Raw genomic sequence first — 22229 nt, 5'->3', positions numbered from 1 at the left:
ACGTTTCTCCACCGGCCACGATAAATCTGCTGAAACCAATAGTGCGCAAGGTGGCTGCCAGTTCACCGAGGAAGTCTTCGACCAATGCCCCGGCCTCGTCACGGCCCAACACCTCCTGGGCCTTGAGAACATCCGCAGGATCGGAACTGGAGTAGATGACGGGTGGCCAACCCTGCGACGCCTCTGCCCATTCCGCAACAGAAGCCACGTCAAGTGTGCCAGAAGCGATTGCGATCGGATCGATTTTGGTTGCTGGATAGCCAAGCCCGATAACGTGGTTCACCTGGTCTCGGGTCGCAACCGAGCAGGAGCCGGCAAGAACCACCGTTCGGCCTTGCGGCCAAACGAATTCTGCACTTCTGCGTTCGCCCTGAATTGCTGCAGCATGGTTACGAGCAAGCGCTCCACCAATCCCGGCGGCGCCCGTCACCAGCATTCGGTTACTGCAGGCTTTGCCGATTACGTTCAAATCCTCAGTTGTCGCTGCATCGGCAATCAAGATGCGGAGGTTCTGTGTCGCCGCTTCCCTTATCCGTTCCGCCAGCCTAACCTATAGCGCCAAGCGACACGTCTAGATGATCCACGATCGCCCGAACTTTTGCTGAGGGCCTAGGACCTGCCGGGAAGACAGCGAATACTTCAGCCGGATCGAGCCGGTATGGCTCGAGCAGCTGCGTGAGCTGACCGGCGCGCAGCTCCTCGCCCGCCATCACCCGCGTCCCCAGCGCGATGCCCAGGCCCGCTACCGCAGCCGCCAGGACGCCTGCGGCTGAGTTGATCCACAGCCTTGCTTGGATATCGACGGAAGTGACCGTCTGGTTGTGCGTGAAACGCCAGCTTTCGCCGCCGAACGAGCCATGCTGAAGGATACAGTCATGTTGAGTGAGGTCGGCCGGTGTAGCCGGGACGCCACGAGCGGATAGGTAGGCCGGGGCCGCGATCACCAGTCGCTCAACCAGCGCCAGCTTGCGAGCGCCGAAAGTCGAATTGTCCAAGGCCCCGATATTGATCCGAATGGCCAGATCGACCCCGTCGGTGATGAGATTCTGTCGGGTGTCGCTCATAACAAGCTCGACCTTCAGATCGGGATGCCGGGCCAGGAATGGTGTCAGGGCCGGTATGACCGCCCGGGTGCCATACATCAGCGGCATCGCAAGACGGATCACTCCGTGGAGGGAATCCAGGCCTCGGGTCGCCTGCTCGGCCTCCTCCATCTCCGCGAGCAGGCGTTTCGCCTGCTCCAAGTAGAGTGCGCCGGCGTCCGTCAACGAGATGCTGCGGGTGGTGCGCAGCAAAAGGGTCGTTCTCAGGCGCGCTTCCAGCGTGCCGATGATGCGCGACACCGAAGGCTGTGAAAGTTTCAATTCCCGTGCAGCGCGCGAGAGGCTGCCGGTATCTGCCACGCGAACGAATACAGTCATCTCCTGCCAGCGATCACTCATTCGAATTCCAGATAAATGTTCTTCGAATTGAATGGATACACCCGTTTTCGCTGATGACCTAATTTCCTGCTCACGGCACCCTCGCCGCGAAAACGGAGAATTGACATGAAGCTCCAGGACAAACTCGATGCCTTGCGCAGCGACTTCGAGAACGGTCGCTTTCCGCTGGTGCCCACCCAGGCTCAGCTGGAAATAATGCAGCGTGCGACCCAGTCGCTGATCGACAGCCGGCAGGCCGACAATGCGCTGGAGGCAGGAGACACGGCGCCGGAGGTCACGCTTCAGGACGCCGACGGTAACACCGTAAGTTCGCGATCGCTTCTCTCTCAAGGTCCGCTGGTCGTGACCTTTTATCGCGGCGTCTGGTGCCCCTACTGCAACTTTGATCTCCAGGCTCTGGAAGACGCTCGGTCTGAGATTGAGGCACGCGGGGCAAAACTGGTTGCGGTTTCGCCCCAGACTCCGGCAAACAGCCGCAAATCGCAGCGCGACAACAAGCTTGGCTTCGCGATCCTCAGCGACACCGGCGCGGCCGTTGCCGACAAGTTCGGCCTGCGCTTCTCGCTGCCGGACAACCTGATCGAGGTCTACAAGCAGTTTGGCAACGGCCTGACGAAGATCAACGACGATCCGTCGTGGGTGCTGCCGATGCCGGCGCGCTACGTGATTGGGACGGATGGCGTGATCGCCTATGCCGAAGTCAACCCCGACTATACCCGTCGCCCCGATCCCTTCGACCTGCTCCCCGTTCTCGATCGGCTGCGTGCAGGCGCCCCCGCCTGATTACCCCTCTCATCGACCAACAGAAGGAGTACTTACAATGGCTATCAAGATCTACGGTGATCCCGGGTCAGGCAGTCGGCGCCGCGTCACAGCTGCAGCGGGCGCCATGGACATCGACGTCGAGATCGTGGACATCGATCTCTTCAAGGGCGAGAGCCACACGCCCGAGTTCCTGAAACTGAACCCGCACGGCCTGTCGCCCGTCATGGTCGACGGCGACTTCGTCCTCTACGAGTCCGCCGCGATCAACCTTTATCTCGCCGAAAAGGCAGGAAGCGATCTGGCTGGCAAGACGACACGCGAGAAGTACGAGATCCTCCAGTGGATGTTCTGGTCCGGCGAGCAGTGGCGCGTCTTCGCCACCCTCACCTTCGACGAAGTGCTTGCCAAGCGCTTCACGGGTCAGCCTTCCGAAGGGACCATCGTGAAGATGGCGGCCCGCAAGCTCCGGGAGGCCGCTGCCGTGCTGGACGCGCACCTCGCCAAGCACAGTTACATCGTCGGCGACCGGCTGACACTGGCCGACTTCGACATTGCCGGCCCGTTCTCGCAGAACGAGCGGACGAAGATTCCACTGGACGAGTTTCCCAATCTGGTCGGCTGGCAACAGCGCCTGCTGGACACGGTACCCGGTTGGGCTGCCACCAAGCGAGAGGTGGATGAACGCATCGATGGTGCGCTCGAGGCGGCCGGAATAAAGCTCTGACAGCATGGCGCCGGCGCCAGGAGGGGCGGCGACCGGCGCCGAGCCGAAAGGCCGCGACCTCACCAAAGAACTACCGCCGTGAAGGGTATCGAACCGGCGGCCACAATACTAAAACCGATACCACTGAAAATCCTTACCTTCACCTTCAATGTATCGGTATTAAGATCCCTCATATCGCGCGGGCCCACCGCCTTGGGCAAACTCATCCACGTGGCATTTCGGCCGAGAGGAACCTTCTTGCGATCATCGTCACTTCTTGGCAGTAATGATCTGGGCGCTTATCCCACCTTCGATTGGGCCTGGTCCGAAACGAGCGGCGAGCGCTGATTCAATGGCCTCGGTTACCGCCTGCAATCCGCCAGGTTCACGCGCCAAGATTTCGCCGGCTAGCGGAGTACCCTGGCAATACCCAATCGCTCCGCTGCCTGCGGTTGTCGCTCGAGCTATCTTCGTCACAGTTTCGGCAACAGCTGTTGTGAAACCGGCTTCTAGCAGCGCAGCGATGATCGCCTGCGTGTCATAATAGCCGTGTGGCGTGCGCTCCATGAAGCGCGGGGGGTCTTCTGGGTAGCGCTCGGTAAGCACTTGCGTGGCAACGGTCACGAACGCATTGGCCGAAATCTGGTCCCAGACTGCAAACAGGTAAACGCCGCCGTCCTTCAGCACCCGGCGTACCTCTCGGTAGCTCTCCAACTTATCAGCAAAAAACATAACGCCGAACTGGCAGACAACCACATCAAAGCTGTCATCTTCAAAGGGCAGCGCCAACGCGTCCGCCTGCCTGAATGTCACCTGCTCACTAGCGCCCTGCAGACCAGCAGCGAGATCGAGCATCGGCTGATTGAGATCGGTCGCGATGATCCGGGCGGAGGGTGCAAGCAGTGTCGCAAGCACCCTTGTCACCACACCAGTTCCTGCGGCGATCTCGAGTACCTTCCGCGGATCGAGGGACGCAGTGCGTTTCGCCATTTCCTCCGCATAAGGCTCGAAGAGCATCGGCACCATATGCTTTTGGTAGAGGGTCGGAATGGCGCCAGCGAAGACCTTGTCTGTTCCTGTCATGACAACCTCGTCCTGTTGCGAAGAACTTTACGCCTAGTTCACCTCTGGCGGAAGGCTCAAAGGACGGTCCGGCTCCCCAAGAACCGTATTCTCGACCACCACATGAAATTTGCTTTGAATTGAGGTTCGACGGACCCGTGTCTGAGGCACCTTGTTGGATAGATCGGGGGTTTTTGCCGCCCAAGGTGCTGCAAAAGACCCCCCAAATTGCAGATAAGCCAATCCCGTTTTCAAGGCGAAATCGATCTTCGCTCGAAAGAATCGACCGTAAGATGCCCAGCCCGTTGACGCCGGTTGCACAAGAATAAAATTGACTCGCGATCACTTTAGGAGCCAGCTGATCCAGGTTGAAACGGGAGGAGCCCGACATGCCTACTTTCATCATAGAGCGCGATATTCCTGGTGCCCACAAACTGACCGCGGAAAATCTTTGCGAAATCTCAGCCAAGTCGAACGAAGTCGTTTCGGGTCTGGACGTACCGTACAAGTGGATCACGAGCTATGTAGCTGGTGATAAGATCTATTGCGTTCATGAGGCTCCAAGTGCTGATGACATTCGCCGGCACGCGGAGTTGGGTGACTTTCCAGCGAACAAGATTACGGAAGTGTCCGCCATCATTGGACCGGAGACCGCAGCTTCTGCCCCGTGACTTTGCGATCAACAGGGCTCGATAACGGCTGAAGGCTGGGATCGGCGCAACCTCAGGTCGCCTCCAGGATCATGTTAAGCGGCGTCTGAGCTGCGCGACGGATATGACTAAAACCGCCGGATCGGATTACGTCGGCTAATCGCCGCTCTCCCGCTTGTGCACCAAGCGCAAGCCCTGTCTCTTGTGCAAGCGAAGTCGGAACGCAGATCATTGTCGATGCGGAGTAGTAAAGCCGTCCGACTGGATTGGTGTTTTCTTCCAACGTGTCACCGGCCATCGGCTCGACCACCATCCAGGCCCCGCCGGGTTTCAGCGCTTTTCGGATATGGGCCGCCGCCGCTTCCGGGTCGCCCATGTCGTGGAGGCAGTCGAAGCAGGTAATCAGATCGAAATCGCGGCCGTCGAAATCTTGGGCGCGGCCGACCTCGAAGTGAAGGTTGGTGAGCCCATGGGCCTGCGCGTGCGCGGTAGCCGCGGCAATCGAGCCGGTATGAAAATCGTAGCCCGTAAACTGAGAACTGGGAAAGGCCTGAGCCATCAGGATCGTCGACAGTCCATGCCCACATCCAACATCGGCGACTGTGGCGCCGGCGTTCAGCTTGTCGGTGACGCCGTTAAGTGCCGGCAGCCATTCCTGCACGAGCGCGTTGACATATCCCGGACGGAACAGCCGAGCGACTGCACAGAACATGCAGCCTGCCTGATCCCCCCAGGCAACGCCCCGACCGGTTTTGAAAGCGGACTGCACTTTGGGCTGGTTTTCGACCATTGCGGCAGCGGTATCGAAAGCGCCGATCAGGTTGACCGGGCTGTCTGGTTCGGCGAACACAAGAGCCTGCTCGGGCGTCAGCGAAAACACTCCTCGCTCGTGATGCACGTAACCTGACGCGGCTTGTGCCGCCAGCCACTCACGCACGTAGCGTGGCGCGCATCCTGCCGCGTCGGCGAGTTCATGCGCCTTCGAGGGGCCGATTGCCTTGAGCGTCCTATACAGTCCAAGGGCATCTCCAATCCGAACCAGCGGCACGCTTACCGCTCCACCGAGGTCGCCAATGACGCGGCCGACGAGTTCATCAAGGATCGTTTCGTTGATTGTTGTCATGGAAGGCCCTCCTCAGCATCGGGCGGCGGCTGCCACCTTTGAGTCGGAGAATGGCGCTGATTGCACCGCCCCGCATGAGGCGAAAGTCACGCGTCTGCTGCTAAATCTGCGGTGATAGGGGACATAAGTCCCATTTGCCAAGGGATGACTGCGAAAATGCCTTCAATGACGCTACCTGGAAAGCGCGAGAACAATAGCTTGCGAGCGGCTATGTACGCCCAGTTTGTTGAAGATCACCGATAGCTGGTTTCGTACGGTCTTCACGCTTTTATCGAGCCGCTCCGCAATGGAGCGATTATCAAGACCCTCTGCGACCAGCTCCAGCAGAGCCGCCTCTGTCGGGGTCAGGTGAGCATCTTGAACCGCGCGGGTTTGCAAGTATCCGTCTTGCCCGAGAAACGCAGCAAGTTCGGCGTGAAACACGGTCCATGCCAGCTCGTCTGGCAAAAGCACATGGTTCTTGCTATCCAATGGTACGAACCTTGCGCCGGGAATGGCGGCGGCGAGCTTGCATCCCTCGTCGAATGGTACCCGAAGGTCCCCGCGGCTATGAGCAATCAGCGTCGGCACCTGCAGGGTGGCTGCAAGGTCCAACACATCGATCCCCTGCATTTCCCAAAGCAACTGCGCGGCGACGTCAGGCGTGGCCGTCTCACGCTCAAGATCGCCCCACCACCTGTGCTGTTCAGGTGTGCCGTCGGGGATAAAGAGATTGGTAAAAAAGCGGCAGAAGGCTGGATTTTCCCGTCCCCAGCCGATGCGGACAAAATTGACAAGAGTTTCCGCTTCCAGTCGAGCGGCGTCCGTCCGAGCTCTGGCACGTCCTCCCTGACCATAGGCGTTAAGAAGCACGAGATGGGAAACGCGCTCGGGATGTTTGAGCGCGTATGCGATCGCAAGAGATCCCCCCTGCGAAAGTCCGAGCAGTACGAAGCGCGGCTCCTTGATCGACGCCGCCACGGCCTCAAGATCGGCGTCCCAAGATTTGAGGGAGAGGTCGGAAACATGCCGGTCCGACAGGCCGCAGCCCCGCGGGTCGTATCGCACGAACCGGTTGCGGGCAGACATCGCTTGAAGCCATGGCCTCCATACCGGGCTCTGCAGGTCGTAATCGACATGGCTCAACCAGTGCGCCGCGCGCAGGATCACTTGTCCCTGACCGCAAGACGCGATGGCTATTCGAGTTCCGTCCTCGGAGTTACAGAACCGTATGGTCTGAGCGAGTTTCATTGACCGACATTATCTGAGCTGGAGATCGCACAACAGAGCCTTCTATAGTCTTACCGTCCCCCGGCAGTGCAGTCGTGAGAACTGCTGGGAAAGCAATGAACGCAGACTGATCTGGCAAAGGCGCAATTCTCTCGAACCACCTGAAGCGGAATACACAAAGGACGAAACTTCGGGGGGCCGTCGTTTGGTAAGGCTCTTGTTGAACCCTCGAAGCAGGTGGCATGAGGTTCGTTAAGGACCGGCCTGGAGGTGACCGTTGTATACCCGAATAGGTTCCGCCTCCGGAAGCGCAAGACGAAAGGTCGCCTTGATGGGACTGACACCCTGGCTAGGGCCGGAACGGGCTCTACTGTCGCCTAGACAAATAGAGGCCGTGCAACCACATCAGCTCCAAATGCTAGAAGCCCAATAATATTCTGGTGTTAGAGCCGGGGAAGCCGCCGCCGCGGAATGCGTTATTATGGATTTGCTATCGGGGTGTTTGTTTAAGAGGCGCAACCAGGATTAGCGATCACCTCAGTTGCCGTTCTCGGCGCTGTGATGACCTTTTTCTTGGCCTTTCATGGATAGGCGGTTGCTCCATCCGGCTTGCGCGTGACCTTGCGTTCCCAATGGATATAATCATCCTTCTCGAGCTCCTTTTCGTCGATCTCGACGCCCCAGCCAGGCCGATCCGGACGAAGCTCCATATGGCCGTCAACCGGCATGTAGGGATCGAGCGCCCAAGGCGCGTGAACATGCGGCTTGAATTCCAGCACTTGGAAATTCGGCTGCGCCGCGCAAAAATGTACGTTGACGGCGGTCGCCAATGGTCCCATCGGGTTATGCGGAGCAACAGTCACGTAGTGTGCCTCTGCAATTGTCGCTATTCGACGCATTTCCGAAACGCCGCCGACCACGCAGATGTCCGGCTGAATGATATCTGCACCTTGGTTCGACAACAGATTGAGGAACTCAAAACGGTTGTAAAGCGATTCACCGGTGGCGAGTGGTACATTGACCTTCGACTTCAACTCCTTCCATGCCGGAATATGTTCCGGCCGGATCGGCTCCTCATAAAAGAGCGGATCGCTCGGCGCGATAGCGGCGGCCAGTTGCACCGCCTTATAGGGCTCGAAAATCTTGGCATGCGCATCGAATGCGAATTCGAAATGCGAGGGCGTGATCTCGCGAATTCGGCCAAACCAATCCCCTGTTTCCTTCACCAGTTCGCCCCAACGTCCGGAATGGAGATCGCGGCGATATGGGCTAAGCTTGAAGGCCGTATAGCCGTAGTCCTCGTTGAGCTTGAGCGACTGCTCAAGCACCTGCTCCGGATCCGGCGCGGTATAGACACCGCAATAGATCCGCACCCGATCGCGCACGCTGCCACCGAGCAGCATATAGACGGGAAGCCCTGCAGCCTTGCCGGCGATATCCCACAATGCGTGATCGATTGCAGAAATCGCGGCAAGACCGAGGGCCCCGGGAGGAAAGCGGCATTGCTGGTTGAGTTTCAGAACGAGGAATTCGACGCGGCGCGGATCCTCGCCCTCGATCTGATGAAACAGATAGTCGAGCAGCGGCGGCAGCGCCCAGTCAGGGCCATGATTGTAGCATTCGCCCCAACCGGAAATGCCTTCGCTCGTCTCAATTTTTAAAAGCAGGCGCGGACGATCATCCACGCGCTGCATATATGTCTTAATACCGGTGATATGCACTTGTTGTCTCCGATCAGGCAGCCAGGGCTTCGGCTTTGACGCGATCGACAATCGCGCGAAGCGTCGTGCGCTCTTCGTCGTTCAGCGCCACGACGCCCGGTAGGCGCACCGGACCGACATCGCTGCCGAGCATGCCGAGCGCTTCCTTGACGACGGTGACATTGGCACCGTTGTTGTATTTCGTGCGCAGAGCCTCGAAGCCTGCAATCGGATCGATCAAGCTACGAGCAACAGGATAATTCCCGCCTTCAAGAGCCTTGTGAATTGCGTGCGATCGTTCCGGGAAGACATTGACGAGGCCTGATGTAAACCCTCTCGCTCCCATGGCATAGAAGGCTGGCGCCCAGCCCTCCGCAAGCCCGCAGACCCAGATGGCCGGCGCATCCTGCGTGGAGCGGATGACCTCCGACAAAAGCATGAGGTTCGATGAGGCGAACTTGATGCCCGCAATGTTGGGATGAAGGGCGAGCTTACGGAAATCTGCGACGGAAAGGCTGTCACTGCGCACATAGGCAATCACCGGAACCGTCGAGAAATCAGCAAGATCGAGGAAATAGCCGGCCTGATAGGAGGGCCCCGCAAACGGATCCATCGGGTGATGTCCCATGATAGCGTCGGCGCCTGCGGCAATCGCATCCCTCGCCAACGCCTTCGCCTCGGTCAGCGAGCGACCGACGGCGGCGCTGACCAGCGACTTGCCGGCCGCAGCCTCGATCGTTGCTGCGTGCACGCTTCGCACTTCATCCATGGTCAGCGTGAAAAATTCGCCGGTATTGCCGGCCGCCATCAGGTTGTGAACCCGGGCGCTCGCCAGCTCTCGAATGAGACCCTTGAGCTTTTCTGTATCGACCGAACCGTCGGCGCCATAAGGCGTCACCGGAACCCCGGAAATGCCCGTGAGCGCTTTTCTCACTTTATGAAGTTTCTCATTCACGTCAGATATCCTCCTGCTTTCCAAATACAATGCTGAGATATGTGTCGCCGGAGCGCACAACATGGTCGCGCATTGTCCGCTCCGCCTTGTCCGCATCCCCGCTCACGATCGCCTCGGCTATGGCCACGTGCTCATTCAGCGCCTTCTGGCGCTCGGTCGGATCGAGGTGGATGACGCGCCGAATGCTGGCATCATAAAACTGCTGGCGCTCGATGAGCCTGGCGAGATAGCTGCACTGCGAGCTTTTGTGAACGTGATCGTGAAAGGTCTCGTTCAGCGCGATCAAGCTATCTGCGTCACCCGACGCGGTCGCGTCTCTCATCAAGTTGGCGGTCGCCAACAATTCCACTTTGCCCTCTTTGCCTATCCTCTTGGCAGCCAGATGCGCGATCATCGATTCCAAAGCCGCACGGGCCAAAATCATTTCCTCCGCCCAGGAACTGGAAAAGCGAATGACAACACCGCGACGCGGCAAGGCCTCGACGAGGCCTTCCGTTTCCAGCTGGCGCAGCGCTTCTTTGATAGGGGTGGTGCTGACGCCGAATTGTTCGGCCAAACTGCGTTCATTGATTTTCTGTCCCGCTGCGAAGCGACCGGCCAGTATTGCGTTGCGCATGGTGCGATGGACGTGATCGCGCACAGTCATCTGAAAGCTTGCGCCGATTTTTTCGAAGCCCGCCACCCGCTTGTCCGAACCCTTCAACGCCCCATCCGCTTCCATCATAATTTCCGAAATTCGTTGACGAATATCATTTTGTATGAAATCTGGTATATCAGATTTGATATCCATGTCGATATGGAAATTTCGATTTGGCGAGGTTGAGGAACCTTGGGAGGCTGACATGAAAACGCTCAATCGCGCATTGCTGACATGCGCCATAACGGCTGCGGCGCTGGGTCCCGTCGCTGCTGCGACCCCTAAAGATCAGCTGGTGATTGCCATCATGATGACGACCATGCGGGGCCTTGATCCGCATGAGATTAACCAGCTGGAGGCCGCCGAGGTTGTTGCAAACCTCTATGACCGGCTGATTTCATTGCCGCCGGACGACATCACGAACCCGCAGCCATCACTGGCCGAGAGTTGGACAGTCTCCGACGATGGAAAGACGTTCACGTTCAAGATCCGTCAGGGCGTCACCTTCCATTCTGGCAATCCTGTCACGGCACAGGACGTGGAATGGTCGCTGCATCGACTGGTCAAGCTCGGTCTGGCGCCATCCACTGATCTGCGTCAATGGGGGTTTTCAGCCAAGAATGTCGATCAGCTTATCCGGGCAACAGATGACCAGACGCTTGTTCTCGAGACGCCCGAAATCTGGAACCAGAACCTTATCCTTTATTCGCTGGCCAGCTACTCCACATCGATTGTCGATAGCAAATTCCTTGCCGCCAAGGAGAAGGATGGCGACTGGGCGCGCAACTATCTGCAGACGGCCGACGCGGGGTCCGGCCCCTACTCTCTCGTCACCTGGCGCTCCAATCAGTTGCTGATCGCTGATGCGTTCAAGGATTACTGGAAGGGCGCGCCCGCCATGAAACGTGTCTACATGGGTCACGTGCCGGAATCCTCGGCCCAACGGTTGCAGATCGACGCCGGCGATGTCGATGTTGCCACACGTCTGTCATCGACAGATCTTTCCGGTCTCGAAAGAGATGGCAAGGTGACCGTCCAGAAGGTGCCGGGTTTCGGGTTCTATTATCTGGCCCTGAACCAAAAGGACGAGATCCTTTCGAACCCCAAGGTGCGCGAGGCCTTTCGCTACCTAATCGATTATGACGGCCTCGCCGGTTCGGTGATGAAATATTACGGGATCAAGCAGCAGACCATTATTCCAAATGGGCTTCCCGGCGCATCCAGTGACATGCCTTATAAACTCGATATCGAGAAGGCAAAGCAGTTGCTTGCCGAAGCGGGTTACCCTGACGGTTTCTCGAAAGTCTATTTCGCTCAGCCTGGCACGCCGGAATCCGAAGTCGGCGTTTCGCTCCAGAACAATGCCGCCGAGGCCGGCATCAAGCTAAACCTTCAGATCGGCGACCAGATCGGAAAATTCCGGTCCCGTCAGTTCGAACTGTTCTCGTCGCGAACAGGCGAGCGTTTGCCCGACCCGCATGCCGTCCTGCAATCCTACGCCACCAATGCCAACAATGCAGATGACGCGAAACTGGCTGGCCTGGTGGCCTGGCGATCCGCGTGGGACGTGCCCAAGGAGATCCAGAACATGGTCACCGCGGCAGCGCACGAGACCGATCAGGAAAAGCGCGATGAACTCTATGCGCGGATCAACGAAGCCTATCTGCGGTCTTCGCCGGCACTCGTCACATCATTTCAACGCACCGACCCGAAAGCGGTCCGCAACGAGGTGAAAGGTTATGTCGGGCACCCGACCTGGCTCACCCGCTGGGATACCGTAACCAAGGGCGAGTGACGATAAAAAACTTCAAGGACAGTGGCATGAGCATTACCCAAACTTCCGATGCCCCGCCGAACAGGAAATCACCGTTTCCGAAAGCTGCGGCCAAGATCGCAACATCCTTTGTCGTGATCCTGACAACGCTGCTTGGACTGATGATGATCACCTTCACGGTGGGCCGCATGGTCCCGGCCGATCCCGTGATCGCCGTCATTGGCGATCAGGCCGACCAAGCCACCTATGATCGCGTTTACAAGGAGATGGGCCTCGACAAGCCGATTTATGTGCAGTTCGGCAATTACCTGAATGATGTGGTTCACCTCGATTTCGGCCAGTCGATCATCACCAAGCAAGCCGTTTCGAAAGACCTGGCCCGTGTCTTCCCGGCGACCATCGAGCTGGCCACCCTTGCGACGATCATCGGCGCTGGCCTCGGCATCCCTCTCGGTGTCATCGCTGCCGTGCGCAAAGGCACATGGGTGGATCATCTCGCCCGCGTGGTTGGTCTTCTGGGATATTCAACACCGATCTTCTGGCTCGGCACGATCGTCATTCTGGTTTTCTACGCCTACCTTGGCGCAATTCCGCCGGGTGGTCGTATCTATCTCTATGACGAAGGCATCGTTCAGGCGCGCACCAACTTCATCCTGATCGATTCCGCACTGGGCGGTCACTGGAACGTATTCTGGAGCGCGCTTCATCACATCATCGCCCCGGCGGTCATCCTCGGTTACGCGTCGATGGCCTATCTCAGCCGCATGACGCGCAGCTTCATGCTCGAGCAGCTCCGACAGGAATACATTCTGACAGCTCGCGCCAAAGGTCTCGGGCAGAGACCGATCGTCTGGCGGCATGCGTTTCGCAACATCCGGGTCCAGCTGCTGACTGTTATTGCGCTTGCCTATTGCGGCCTGCTGGACGGCACTGTGCTGATCGAAACAGTCTTCGCCTGGCCCGGCCTCGGCTCCTACCTCACATCGGCACTCTTCTTCGCCGACATGAACGCAGTGCTCGGAAGCGTGCTTTTGATCGGCATCATATCGATCGCCATCAACCTGCTATCCGACATCGTTTATCGCTTCATCGATCCGAGGACCCGCTAATGGCCAAGTCCGCTACTTTTTCAAACCTGCACGACTGGCTGATCAGCGAGGACTTCACATCGTCTCGACAGGCACGTCTGCACAGCATCTACCTTGGCTGGCTCAGCCTCGTCGCCAATCCGCTGGCCTTCGCCGGGTTCGCCGTTGTCCTTCTGCTGATTATCGTTGCCGCACTGGCGCCGGTTATCGCGGTGCATGATCCGTTTGCGCAGGACTTCCTGACGGCGCTACAGGCACCGTCAGCCACTCACTGGTTCGGCACCGACGAATTCGGACGCGACGTGTTTTCGCGGCTAATTTATGGTGCCCGCACAACGCTCTACATTACCATTCTGGTCACAGTCATCGTCGCCCCTATCGGTTTCGTGATCGGCGCAATGGCCGGTTATCTCGGCGGATGGATCGATGTCGTGCTCATGCGCATCACCGACATCTTTCTCTCTTTCCCAAGCCTCGTCCTTGCATTGGCCTTTTCGGCCGCACTCGGTCCAGGCATCGAAAATGCGGTCATAGCCATCGCTCTCACCGTCTGGCCGCCGATCGCGCGTCTAGCGCGGGCCGAAACGCTGACCTTTCGCCACGCCGATTTCGTCGTTGCGGCGGAACTACAAGGCGCCGGCGTGGGCCGAATACTGCTGCGCCATATTGTACCGCTCTGCGCGCCATCCATCATCGTGCGACTTACCCTCAACATGTCGAGCATCATCCTGACGGCCGCCGGCCTCGGTTTCCTTGGGCTTGGCGCACAGCCGCCAATGGCTGAATGGGGCGCAATGGCTGCTTCCGGCCGTCAATACCTTCTTGACGCATGGTGGCTGACAACGGTTCCAGGCATTGCGATCCTGACCGTCAGCCTTGCCTTCAACCTGCTCGGCGACGGGCTGCGCGACATCTTGGATCCCCGCAATGGCTAACACATCCGATACCATTCTGACGGTCGAAAACATGTCGGTCGAGTTTCCCACGCTCTCTGGCGTCACCACCGCCGTCCGGGACGTCTCCTTTACCGTCGGCCGCGAGAAGATCGGCATCATCGGTGAATCCGGCTCTGGCAAAAGCACGACCGGCCGCGCCATCATGCGCTTGCAACCGCCGCAGGCCATCGTCAAGGCCAGCCGGATGCAGTTCGAGGATATAGACCTCCTGACGGCGAGCGAAGAGGAGATGCGCTCCATTCGCGGACGGCGCATCGCCATGATCCTGCAGGACCCGAAATATTCGCTGAACCCGGTGATGACCGTGGGCGAGCAGATTTCCGAGACGGTGATCCTGCACGAACGCGCCACACCACAGGAGGCACGCAGCCGCACGCTTGCCATGCTGGAACGCGTCAACATTCGTGATCCGGAACGTGTGTTCGATCTTTATCCGCATGAAGTGTCTGGCGGCATGGGCCAACGCATCATGATCTCGATGATGCTGATCGCCAAGCCCTCCCTGATCATCGCGGACGAACCGACCTCGGCGCTTGACGTGACGGTTCGCCAGCAGGTTCTGTCGATCCTCGATGATCTGGTGGTCGAGCGAAACATCGGCCTGATCTTCATCAGCCACGATCTCAATCTGGTGCGCAGTTTCTGCGACCGCGTTATCATTATGTATGCCGGCCGTGTCGTCGAAACGATAGCAGCCGCCGATCTCGATCAGGCGCAACATCCTTATACACGCGGTCTTTTGAACGCCCTTCCGAGCCTCGATCGTCCAAAGGACAGGCTGGAAGTTTTGCGTCGCGACCCGGCATGGCTGGAGAATTGAACATGACGATGATCAAAGCACATCATCTGGCCGTTTCCTACGGACATGGCGAAACCGCCCTGAAGGTTGTCAAGGACGTTTCTTTCGAAGTCGAAAAGGGCGAGACATTCGGCCTTGTCGGTGAAAGCGGCTGCGGCAAGTCCACCATTCTCGGCGCGCTTGCCGGCCGCAACAAGCAATGGACCGGCTCGATAGAGATCGATGGCGACACCATCGGCCAGGAGCGCACTCGTGCACAACTCGCCAAGCAGCAACTAGTGTTTCAGGACCCGTTCGGCTCTATCCATCCCCGCCATACGATCGGCCGGACCCTGCTGGAGCCTCTGGAAATCCACGGCAAGGACCGTCGGCAGGAGCGTATCGAAAAAGTATTGACCGATGTCGGCCTTCCGCTGAATTTCCGCTACCGTTATCCGCATCAGCTTTCCGGTGGCCAGCGGCAGCGCGTGGCTATCGCTCGCGCCCTCATTCTCGAACCAAAGATCCTGCTGCTTGACGAGCCGACTTCCGCACTCGACGTTTCCATTCAGGCCGAAATTCTCAACCTGCTCAAGGATCTCCGCGAACGTGAAAAACTCACCTATATCCTCGTCAGTCATGATCTTGCGGTCGTTGCGCATCTCTGCGACCGTGTGGCGATCATGCAGAGCGGTGGTTTTGTCGAGATCGCCACCAGGCAGCAACTGCTCGAAAACACGGTGCAGCATTCTTATACGCGCATACTGATGGATGGCAGCCGAGGGTATGTGGCGACAAGGCAGGACCATGCGCAACGTCGCCCGCAGTCGCCGTTGCCGACATAGCCGTTCACCAAGATCACGGCTCCTGCCGTGAGGCCTTCCAGACCTGAGACATTTGCGAGGAGGTAATGAATGATTGAGAACCCGATCCTTCCCGGCTTCAACCCGGATCCTTCGATTTGCAGGGTCGGTGACGAATACTTCATCGCAACGTCCACCTTCGAGTGGTACCCCGGCGTGCAGATACACCGCTCGAACGATCTGCAATCCTGGAAGTTGGTAAAACGTCCTCTTGATCGAGCCGACCAGCTCGACCTGCGCGGGGTGCAGGATTCATGTGGTGTCTGGGCTCCGTGCCTCACCCACGCGGACGGCCGTTTCTGGCTCATCTATACCATCGTCAGACGCAAGTCCGGGTCGTTCAAGGACTGCCATAACTATCTTGTCACCGCGGAAACGATCGAAGGACCATGGTCGGCGCCCATCTATCTCAACTCATCTGGTTTCGACCCCTCCCTCTTCCATGACGAAGATGGCCGCAAGTGGCTGGTGAACCTGAATTGGGATTATCGTGGACGCCCGAGTCGGTTCGGCGGCATCGTCCTTCAAGAGTATGATGAAAGGCAGCGCAAGCTGGTCGGCCCGCTTACCAACATTTTCAGGGGATCTTCGCTCGGCCTTGCGGAAGGACCGCATCTTTACCGGCGAGGTGGATGGTATCACCTCCTCGTCGCCGAAGGGGGGACCGGCATGAGACATGCGGTGACCATGGCGCGCTCGCGGGAGATTGCGGGTCCATACGAGCTTCATCCAGATATCCATGTCGTGACAAGCCGTTTTGACCCGGACCTCGTGTTGCAACGCTCGGGCCACGGTGACATGGTCGATACGCCTGATGGTGACACCTATATGGTGCATCTTTGCAGCCGGCCATTGGCGGGGATCAGGCGCTCGGTCCTCGGGCGGGAGACCGCCATCCAGAAGTGTGTCTGGGGTGAAGATGGCTGGCTGCGTCTTCATGGCGATCCGGTCGTTCCGGAAACGTCAGTGCCCGGACTTGCCGGATCGGCAATGAGCGAAGTGGAGGCGAGTCCGAAGCGCTATGCCTTTGATGCGAGCCAAAGCCTGCCACCGGATTTCCAATGGTTGCGCAGCCCCCTGCACGATCGACTGTTTTCGCTTTCAGACCGTCCCGGCCATTTGCGGCTGACTGGGCGCGAATCCATCGGATCAACGTTCGAACAGGCACTTGTGGCACGTCGTCAGACAGACTTCGAATTCGATGTTGAAACCGAAGTTGAAGCCAATCCTACCAGCTACCATCAGATGGCGGGACTGGTCGCCTACTATAACAGCTTCGCATACCACTACCTCTGCCTTACCCATGATGAGGTTCACGGCCGATCGCTGCAGATACTCTCCTGTCCTGGCGGATGGCCTCAAGGCAACACAGAACTGATGCTCGAGCAATCCGTGGCAGCACCGCAAAGACCTGTCCGCATGAAGCTTGAAGTCCGCGGGGCCGCGTCACGCTTCTACTACTGGCAGGACGGCTGGACGAGAATCGGTCCGGTTCTCGATCATTCTGCGTTGTCCGACGAATGCGGCGAAGGTGAACACGCCAACTTCACCGGCGCATTCGTTGGCATGACAGCAAACGATACGAGCGGTCAGGCAATGCACGCGGATTTCCCGTTTTTTTCGTATTCGCCATCGCCTTGATGTGATGTGAACCCACGACGCTGTCATCGCAATCTGGCGGGGTAGGCTGGGCGAAAGTGCCGCTTTCAAGGTTTTGGATTTGACGATCGAGCCTCCTTGAGAAGCCAGTTGGCAAACATCTGGATAGGACCGTCACTCAACCGGATCGCCGCCGGCAGAATTAGGCAGAAGGTCTTGGAGATCGACTTCCCATCGGGCCAAGGCGCGACCAAGCGACCCTCTGCCAACTCGGTTTCGATATAGAGGCGCGGCACCAGCGCCACGCCGAGACCGGCCAGCGCGGCTTCGATTTGCATGGAGTGAAGATCGTAACGGGCACCAACCGCAGGATTGGTCAGCACGATCCCGGTCTCCTGGCCATAGCGCTGCCAGGCATCCGGGTTCTGACGTCGATGAAGGCGCGGCAGTTCGTCCATAGATACCGCTCCTTTGCCTTCACGGAGAAGCGCCGGATGGCAGACCGGAACCAGTACCTCATGCAGCAGGCGGTGCGTCCGCATTCCCGTCCAGGCAGGATGCTCAAAATGGATGGCAGCGTCGAAACCGCTGCCGGTGAGAACGAACGGCTCCATCCGTTCGGCAAGATGCAGGGTGATATTCGGATGCCGCTCCTGGAACGGCTTCAGACGCGGGATGAGCCAGCGCGTGGCGAATGTCGGCAGGATCGCGATGTCGAGGCTCGCGCCGTCGCGGGGCTGCCCCATCAGATATTGGCTGTCGCGCTCCAGCCGGTCGAGTGTCTCGCGGACCTGAACGGCATAACGCTCTCCATTCGGCAGAAGCCGGACGCGATTGCCGACACGCTCGAACAGCGTGACGCCGAGGAACGCTTCCAGCCGGCCGATCTGGCGGCTGATCGCCCCTTCGGTCAGGGCCAGTTCGTCGGCCGCGCGCGCGAAGCTGCCATGACGGGCCGACGCCTCGAACGCCATGAGTGCGGAATTGCTGGGAATCTTGCGGCGCATGATGGTTCCTGACAGGATGGCTCGGCAATCAATCCATCGTCACCTTGATATTAGATCACTGAAGCATGATCCAATGTCGATTTATGGGCGGATGTCACCAGTCTATCATGAGAAAATATCAACGAAAGACAAGGCCGAAAGCTCAATGCTTTCGGTCAAAGGTGATGCAATGATCTACACGGTGGAATGCAGCTTTGCCGATCCCGGCAGCGAAGCGGAATGGAACGACTTTTACAGCCTGGACAAGCTGCCAGCTCTGATTTCGGTGAGCGGCTTCCACACTTCGCAGCGTTTCAAGGCGCTGAGCCGTGGCTGCCCAGTCTATCTCGCCCTACACTCGATCGACGGCCTCGACATACTGACGGGCGAGGAATACCGCCAGAAGGGCGGCGGCAATTTCGCACGCTGGCAGCAGCACATCACCGACTGGCACCGGAACCTCTATGGCGGCGTCGAGCGCGCGCCGGCCATTGGTGAGGGCGAATATCTGGCGTTGAGCGCAACAGGCCCCGAACCTCTGATCCGGCTGGGCCTCACCCCATATGCGATGCAGGCGGTCGCTATGGAGAAGTTCCCGGAACACCGCTGGCTCGCCAAGGTGGAGCGCGGCAATGTGCCTGACATCGAGGATCTGCCGAAAGGCGTCCATGTCTATGCGCCGATGACGGCGCAGTTGACGAATGACAGTGACGCCACCTCCGCGAAGGCACGGTAGGCCCCAATGCCGAATGTCACGATCTACATCCCGGCAGACAGGATGCCGCCGGACGAAGCCCTCGCAGACCTCACGGAGCAATGCACCGAACTCTGCACCGGCATTCTCCGATCTGCATTAGCGAACGTGCATATTGTCTATGTCGCTGTCCGCCATGGCCGGGGGCATCCCGCCTTCGCAGAAATCCAATATCGCCTTGAGCATTTTCGGACGCCGCCGGTCATGGCGCAGTTCATGGGGGGACTGGACGACGCCATAAGCCACAATACTGGCCTCACCGCGCGCATTCGTTGCTTTGGCTATGACGCGTCGAGCGTTCACGCGCGAAATTGAGCCGACGCTTGGAGAAGAACCATGTCTAGTCCTAGATTTCCCGCACAAAAGGTCGGCGATTTAACAATCACCGCAGTCAGCGATGGCTATCTCCATGCCAGTTTCGATTTTCTCGCGAATATCGACCCGGTCGATGCCTCCCGTATGCAGGAAAATGCAGGGATAGAGGATCACACCTCGATCCATATCAACTGCTACCTTGTGCGCGGCAGCGGTCGCACGATCCTGATCGACGCAGGAGCGGGTGGATTCAAACAGTGGGGCGGCCGATTAACTGCCAACCTGCTGCTCGCTGGCATCGAGCCTTCGGAGATCGACGCGATCCTGTTGACGCATGCCCATCCCGATCATGTCGGGGGGCTGATGGACGCTTCAGGAACAGTCGTCTTCCCGAACGCCGAGCTTGTCGCCCACCATCGGGAGGTCGCGTTCTGGCAGGATGACGGCAATCTGAGCCGCGCGCCCGAGCGCGCCCGTGGCAACTTCCTCGTGGCGCGTCAGGCGTTCGATGGCTATCGCGACAGACTGCGTACCTTCGACGGCGGCGAGGTGCTGCCCGGCATCACGGCGATGCCGCTGCCGGGACATACAGCCGGGCACACCGGCTACCGGCTCGATTCAGGTGATAAGAGCCTGCTGGTCTGGGGCGACATCGTTCATTTCCCGCAAATTCAGGTTCCGCGCCCGGACGTGTCGATCGCATTCGACCAGGACGCACAGCTTGCTGCAGCAACACGGTCGAGGCTGCTTGATCTCGTCAGTTCCGAGCAGGTGGTGATCGCCGGCATGCATCTGGGCGAACTCGGCTTCGCACAGATCAAGCGAGCAGGAGCAAACTATGGTGTGGTCTATGAGGAATGAGCGTTTTGAACTGGACGTCTTTCTGACTACCACGGGAAAGCATCAAATCCCTTGACGCGATAAGGTCTTATTTTCAACGATTAGACGATCACCCTGGCAGAAATTAAAAAAGGAAGGCCCGTGGCTTCAAAAGCCGTCTTTAGCGCCGAACCTCAACGGCAGCGCTTGTAGAGCACCGGCTTGCCCATCCCGAACCCTTCGGGGTTGTAGAACATCTGATCCTTGTCGTTCGCATACTCGAAATTGTCGACGTTCCCCTCCTCCACATAATGGATCGCGCCTTAGCCACGTGGGCTTTCCTTGGGCGCAAAATACACCGCATCTGGCTTAGAGCCCTTGTACTGGAGCGTGTTGGCGGTGATGGTCACCGTCGAGCCGCTGCATTTACCCTTTTCAGCCCACACTCCCTGCGCTGCTTTTGGAACTCTCGCGTCCTCGGCGAGAGCCGCGCTTGTGACGATGGCCAGGCCGAACAGTCCGGCGATGATGGAGATGCGTTGCATGTTTTACTCCTGTGTAAGATGAGCTGGTTGAATACGACCTGATATCAAGTCGGGACGTGACGTTTAGATCAGCGCTTGGTACCTGATCAAAATTCATCGAGTGCTTCGAGCACCAGCTCTGCCGTGAGCCCGCTGCTATATTGCTGCTGCCCCGTAATCAGGCGGCCGTCGCGGATGGCGAACGGCTCATTGGCGCTGCGGCAGAGGAAGCTCGTGCCTTCGATGCGTGCCGCCGCGCTCTGGATCGTGTAGTCGTTCAGTATCATGCCGAAGGCGGTGTTGACCTCCTCTTCCTCCTCGTCGGTGAAGCCCGTCCATTTCTTGCCGTCGGCCAACAGCTTGCCGTCGGACAGGCGGGTCCAGAGCAGCAGCGAGGAGCCGTGGCAGATCAGCGTGACGATCTTGCCTTTTTCGTAGAAGGCAGCGATCAGGGCGTGCAGCACGGTATCGTCCTTGAAGGTCAGGAGAGGACCGCCGCCACCCGCGACCCAGACCGCATCATAATCGTCTAGAGAGATGGCGCTGATGGGCAAGGTGTTTTTCAGCATCGCGCCAAACTTCGCGTGATGCACGAAACCGAGGCTGATGAGATCGTCGACATAGGCGCCATCGGGGGTGCGCGGATCGCTATGGGTGTCGAACATCACCTCGCCCCCCCTGGGGGAGGCGAGATCGACCTGGTGCCCCGCCTCGGTGAACATCAGAAAGGCGCGGGTCATTTCCTCGGCGAAGAATCCGACCGGGAAGCCCTTGAGCTTAGTCGTGTTGGAGACAATCGACAGGATGCGGCGCGGCTTGCGCTTCACGCCGATGCGGGTTTCGATTTTCAGGTCGGGTGCTGGCATTCGCAGATTACTCCTTGTTGTTGTCGTAGCCTGGAGCGTCCGCACAGGCTCCTTGCGATGATGTAAAATGCGAGGGTCCTATCCCTGAAAACCGCCTCCCTTGAGGTAGGCGTTCTCCTCCGGGGTCGTGGTCCGGCCGAGCATGTCGTTGCGATGCGGAAAGCGGCCGAAGCGGTGGATAATGTCACGATGGCCTTCGGCATGCTCCAGCCAAGGCTGACCCAATCCAGCGTTGAGGCGGACCGACATCTCCTGATCGGCCATCTCCTCCGAATGCGCGAAGGGCAGGCAGAAGAACAGCCGCAGATCCGGCTCGACACGCGCCATATGCCTTGCGTCGAGCGCCTGCCGGGCAAAGTGGCGGGCGAGCGGATCGGTGGCGAACATATGCGCAGTGCCCCGAAAGGCGTTGCGCGGAAACTGATCGGTCAGGATCAGCAGTGCAAGTGCTCCATGCGGCGTCTTCGTCCAGTCATCGTGTCGGCGTTCCGCGACGGCCATGTGCAGAGCAAGGAAGAGGTCACGGAACTTCTCGTCGAATGCTGCGTCCTTTTCGAACCAATGCCCGGAGGACATTTTCCAGAACGCCACGACATCGTCGGCCGTGCCTTGCCGACCGGCATCAGGCCGCCAGCCTCCGAACGCTCGCATTGCCCCGGTC

24 protein-coding genes are annotated in these 22229 nt (G+C 58.7%); 12 read left to right on the top strand and 12 right to left on the bottom strand.

Going from position 1 to position 22229, the window contains the following annotated elements:
* Both ACI3K0_RS25940 and ACI3K0_RS25935 read right to left on the bottom strand, forming a co-directional pair.
* Positions 1-499: nucleotide-binding domain containing protein (locus ACI3K0_RS25940; protein WP_404946517.1), on the bottom strand; the 499-nt coding region annotated here is incomplete at its 3' end.
* 46 nt (positions 500-545) lie between these two features.
* Entirely contained in the window at positions 546-1442 is an 897-nt protein-coding gene (locus ACI3K0_RS25935; RefSeq protein ID WP_404946516.1) for a LysR substrate-binding domain-containing protein, read from the bottom strand.
* A 105-nt stretch (positions 1443-1547) separates the two neighbouring features.
* On the opposite strand from ACI3K0_RS25935, the gene ACI3K0_RS25930 reads away from it, so the two are divergent.
* Together ACI3K0_RS25930 and ACI3K0_RS25925 are read left to right on the top strand one after the other, a co-directional pair.
* Entirely contained in the window at positions 1548-2225 is a 678-nt protein-coding gene (locus ACI3K0_RS25930; RefSeq protein ID WP_404946515.1) for a peroxiredoxin-like family protein, read from the top strand.
* A 37-nt stretch (positions 2226-2262) separates the two neighbouring features.
* Positions 2263-2931, top strand: coding sequence for a glutathione S-transferase family protein (locus ACI3K0_RS25925; protein WP_404946514.1), 669 nt, complete (start codon positions 2263-2265; stop codon positions 2929-2931).
* A gap of 249 nt (positions 2932-3180) precedes the next feature.
* Here the strand turns inward: ACI3K0_RS25925 and ACI3K0_RS25920 are convergent, their stop codons facing one another.
* A complete protein-coding gene (locus tag ACI3K0_RS25920) occupies positions 3181-3993 on the bottom strand; it encodes a class I SAM-dependent methyltransferase (protein WP_404946513.1) in 813 nt (270 codons plus the stop codon).
* 368 nt (positions 3994-4361) lie between these two features.
* Here ACI3K0_RS25920 and ACI3K0_RS25915 point away from each other — a divergent pair, with 368 nt between their 5' ends.
* Complete coding sequence (locus ACI3K0_RS25915) at positions 4362-4643, top strand: DUF4242 domain-containing protein (protein ID WP_404946512.1); 282 nt, start codon at positions 4362-4364, stop codon at positions 4641-4643.
* 52 nt (positions 4644-4695) lie between these two features.
* On the opposite strand, the gene ACI3K0_RS25910 is transcribed toward ACI3K0_RS25915, so the two are convergent.
* The 5 genes from ACI3K0_RS25910 to ACI3K0_RS25890 all read right to left on the bottom strand — a co-directional run bounded on the left by ACI3K0_RS25910 (position 4696) and on the right by ACI3K0_RS25890 (position 10330).
* A complete protein-coding gene (locus ACI3K0_RS25910; RefSeq protein WP_404946511.1) occupies positions 4696-5745 on the bottom strand; it encodes a class I SAM-dependent methyltransferase in 1050 nt (349 codons plus the stop codon).
* A gap of 171 nt (positions 5746-5916) precedes the next feature.
* Positions 5917-6975, bottom strand: a complete 1059-nt coding sequence (locus ACI3K0_RS25905; protein WP_404946510.1) for an alpha/beta fold hydrolase — start codon at positions 6973-6975, stop codon at positions 5917-5919.
* A 560-nt stretch (positions 6976-7535) separates the two neighbouring features.
* On the bottom strand, positions 7536-8675 hold the full coding sequence (locus tag ACI3K0_RS25900) for a mandelate racemase/muconate lactonizing enzyme family protein (protein ID WP_404946509.1): 1140 nt from the start codon (positions 8673-8675) through the stop codon (positions 7536-7538).
* Between the two features lie 13 nt (positions 8676-8688).
* On the bottom strand, positions 8689-9618 hold the full coding sequence (locus ACI3K0_RS25895; protein WP_404946525.1) for a dihydrodipicolinate synthase family protein: 930 nt from the start codon (positions 9616-9618) through the stop codon (positions 8689-8691).
* On the bottom strand, positions 9611-10330 hold the full coding sequence (locus ACI3K0_RS25890; protein ID WP_404946524.1) for a GntR family transcriptional regulator: 720 nt from the start codon (positions 10328-10330) through the stop codon (positions 9611-9613). The genes ACI3K0_RS25895 and ACI3K0_RS25890 overlap by 8 nt, the downstream gene beginning before the upstream one ends.
* 121 nt (positions 10331-10451) lie before the next feature.
* Between ACI3K0_RS25890 and ACI3K0_RS25885 the strand changes: the two genes are divergently transcribed.
* The 6 genes from ACI3K0_RS25885 to ACI3K0_RS25860 all read left to right on the top strand — a co-directional run bounded on the left by ACI3K0_RS25885 (position 10452) and on the right by ACI3K0_RS25860 (position 17346).
* Complete coding sequence (locus ACI3K0_RS25885) at positions 10452-12041, top strand: ABC transporter substrate-binding protein (protein WP_404946508.1); 1590 nt, start codon at positions 10452-10454, stop codon at positions 12039-12041.
* Positions 12042-12067: 26 nt separating this feature from the next.
* Positions 12068-13129: an ABC transporter permease gene (locus tag ACI3K0_RS25880; RefSeq protein WP_404946507.1), complete on the top strand. Its 1062-nt coding sequence runs from the start codon at positions 12068-12070 to the stop codon at positions 13127-13129.
* Positions 13129-14043 (top strand): ABC transporter permease, encoded by a 915-nt coding sequence (locus tag ACI3K0_RS25875; protein WP_404946506.1) that lies wholly within the window; start codon positions 13129-13131, stop codon positions 14041-14043. Before ACI3K0_RS25880 ends, ACI3K0_RS25875 begins: the two co-directional genes overlap by 1 nt.
* A complete protein-coding gene (locus ACI3K0_RS25870) occupies positions 14036-14884 on the top strand; it encodes an ABC transporter ATP-binding protein (protein WP_404946505.1) in 849 nt (282 codons plus the stop codon). The genes ACI3K0_RS25875 and ACI3K0_RS25870 overlap by 8 nt, the downstream gene beginning before the upstream one ends.
* A gap of 8 nt (positions 14885-14892) precedes the next feature.
* The gene (locus ACI3K0_RS25865; protein ID WP_404946523.1) at positions 14893-15687 is read left to right on the top strand and encodes an ABC transporter ATP-binding protein; all 795 of its coding nucleotides are present in this window, start codon (positions 14893-14895) and stop codon (positions 15685-15687) included.
* A 69-nt stretch (positions 15688-15756) separates the two neighbouring features.
* A complete protein-coding gene (locus tag ACI3K0_RS25860; protein WP_404946504.1) occupies positions 15757-17346 on the top strand; it encodes a glycoside hydrolase family 43 protein in 1590 nt (529 codons plus the stop codon).
* A 65-nt stretch (positions 17347-17411) separates the two neighbouring features.
* On the opposite strand, the gene ACI3K0_RS25855 is transcribed toward ACI3K0_RS25860, so the two are convergent.
* Positions 17412-18311, bottom strand: coding sequence for a LysR substrate-binding domain-containing protein (locus tag ACI3K0_RS25855; RefSeq protein ID WP_404946503.1), 900 nt, complete (start codon positions 18309-18311; stop codon positions 17412-17414).
* A 169-nt stretch (positions 18312-18480) separates the two neighbouring features.
* Here ACI3K0_RS25855 and ACI3K0_RS25850 point away from each other — a divergent pair, with 169 nt between their 5' ends.
* Genes ACI3K0_RS25850 through ACI3K0_RS25840 form a run of 3 tightly spaced genes read left to right on the top strand, consistent with a single transcriptional unit; the run spans position 18481 to position 20220 of the window.
* Positions 18481-19026 carry a sugar ABC transporter gene (locus ACI3K0_RS25850; protein WP_404946522.1) on the top strand — a complete coding sequence of 182 codons (546 nt, stop codon included), beginning with the start codon at positions 18481-18483 and terminating at the stop codon, positions 19024-19026.
* A gap of 6 nt (positions 19027-19032) precedes the next feature.
* Positions 19033-19359, top strand: a complete 327-nt coding sequence (locus tag ACI3K0_RS25845) for a hypothetical protein (RefSeq protein ID WP_404946502.1) — start codon at positions 19033-19035, stop codon at positions 19357-19359.
* A 21-nt stretch (positions 19360-19380) separates the two neighbouring features.
* Positions 19381-20220 (top strand): MBL fold metallo-hydrolase, encoded by an 840-nt coding sequence (locus ACI3K0_RS25840; RefSeq protein WP_404946501.1) that lies wholly within the window; start codon positions 19381-19383, stop codon positions 20218-20220.
* 281 nt (positions 20221-20501) lie between these two features.
* Here the strand turns inward: ACI3K0_RS25840 and ACI3K0_RS25835 are convergent, their stop codons facing one another.
* The 3 genes from ACI3K0_RS25835 to ACI3K0_RS25825 form a co-directional block, all read right to left on the bottom strand.
* Complete coding sequence (locus ACI3K0_RS25835) at positions 20502-20723, bottom strand: hypothetical protein (RefSeq protein WP_404946500.1); 222 nt, start codon at positions 20721-20723, stop codon at positions 20502-20504.
* 86 nt (positions 20724-20809) lie between these two features.
* A complete protein-coding gene (locus tag ACI3K0_RS25830; protein WP_404946499.1) occupies positions 20810-21568 on the bottom strand; it encodes a type 1 glutamine amidotransferase domain-containing protein in 759 nt (252 codons plus the stop codon).
* A gap of 78 nt (positions 21569-21646) precedes the next feature.
* Positions 21647-22219 carry a DUF924 family protein gene (locus ACI3K0_RS25825; RefSeq protein WP_404946498.1) on the bottom strand — a complete coding sequence of 191 codons (573 nt, stop codon included), beginning with the start codon at positions 22217-22219 and terminating at the stop codon, positions 21647-21649.
* Between the last annotated feature and the right edge of the window lie 10 nt (positions 22220-22229).

The organism is Rhizobium sp. ZW T2_16, from assembly GCF_044987325.1.
GTDB classification, from domain to species: domain Bacteria; phylum Pseudomonadota; class Alphaproteobacteria; order Rhizobiales; family Rhizobiaceae; genus Neorhizobium; species Neorhizobium cellulosilyticum.
Note: the sequence above shows the minus strand (reverse complement) of the source record. Positions and strands in the feature narration are given on the sequence as shown.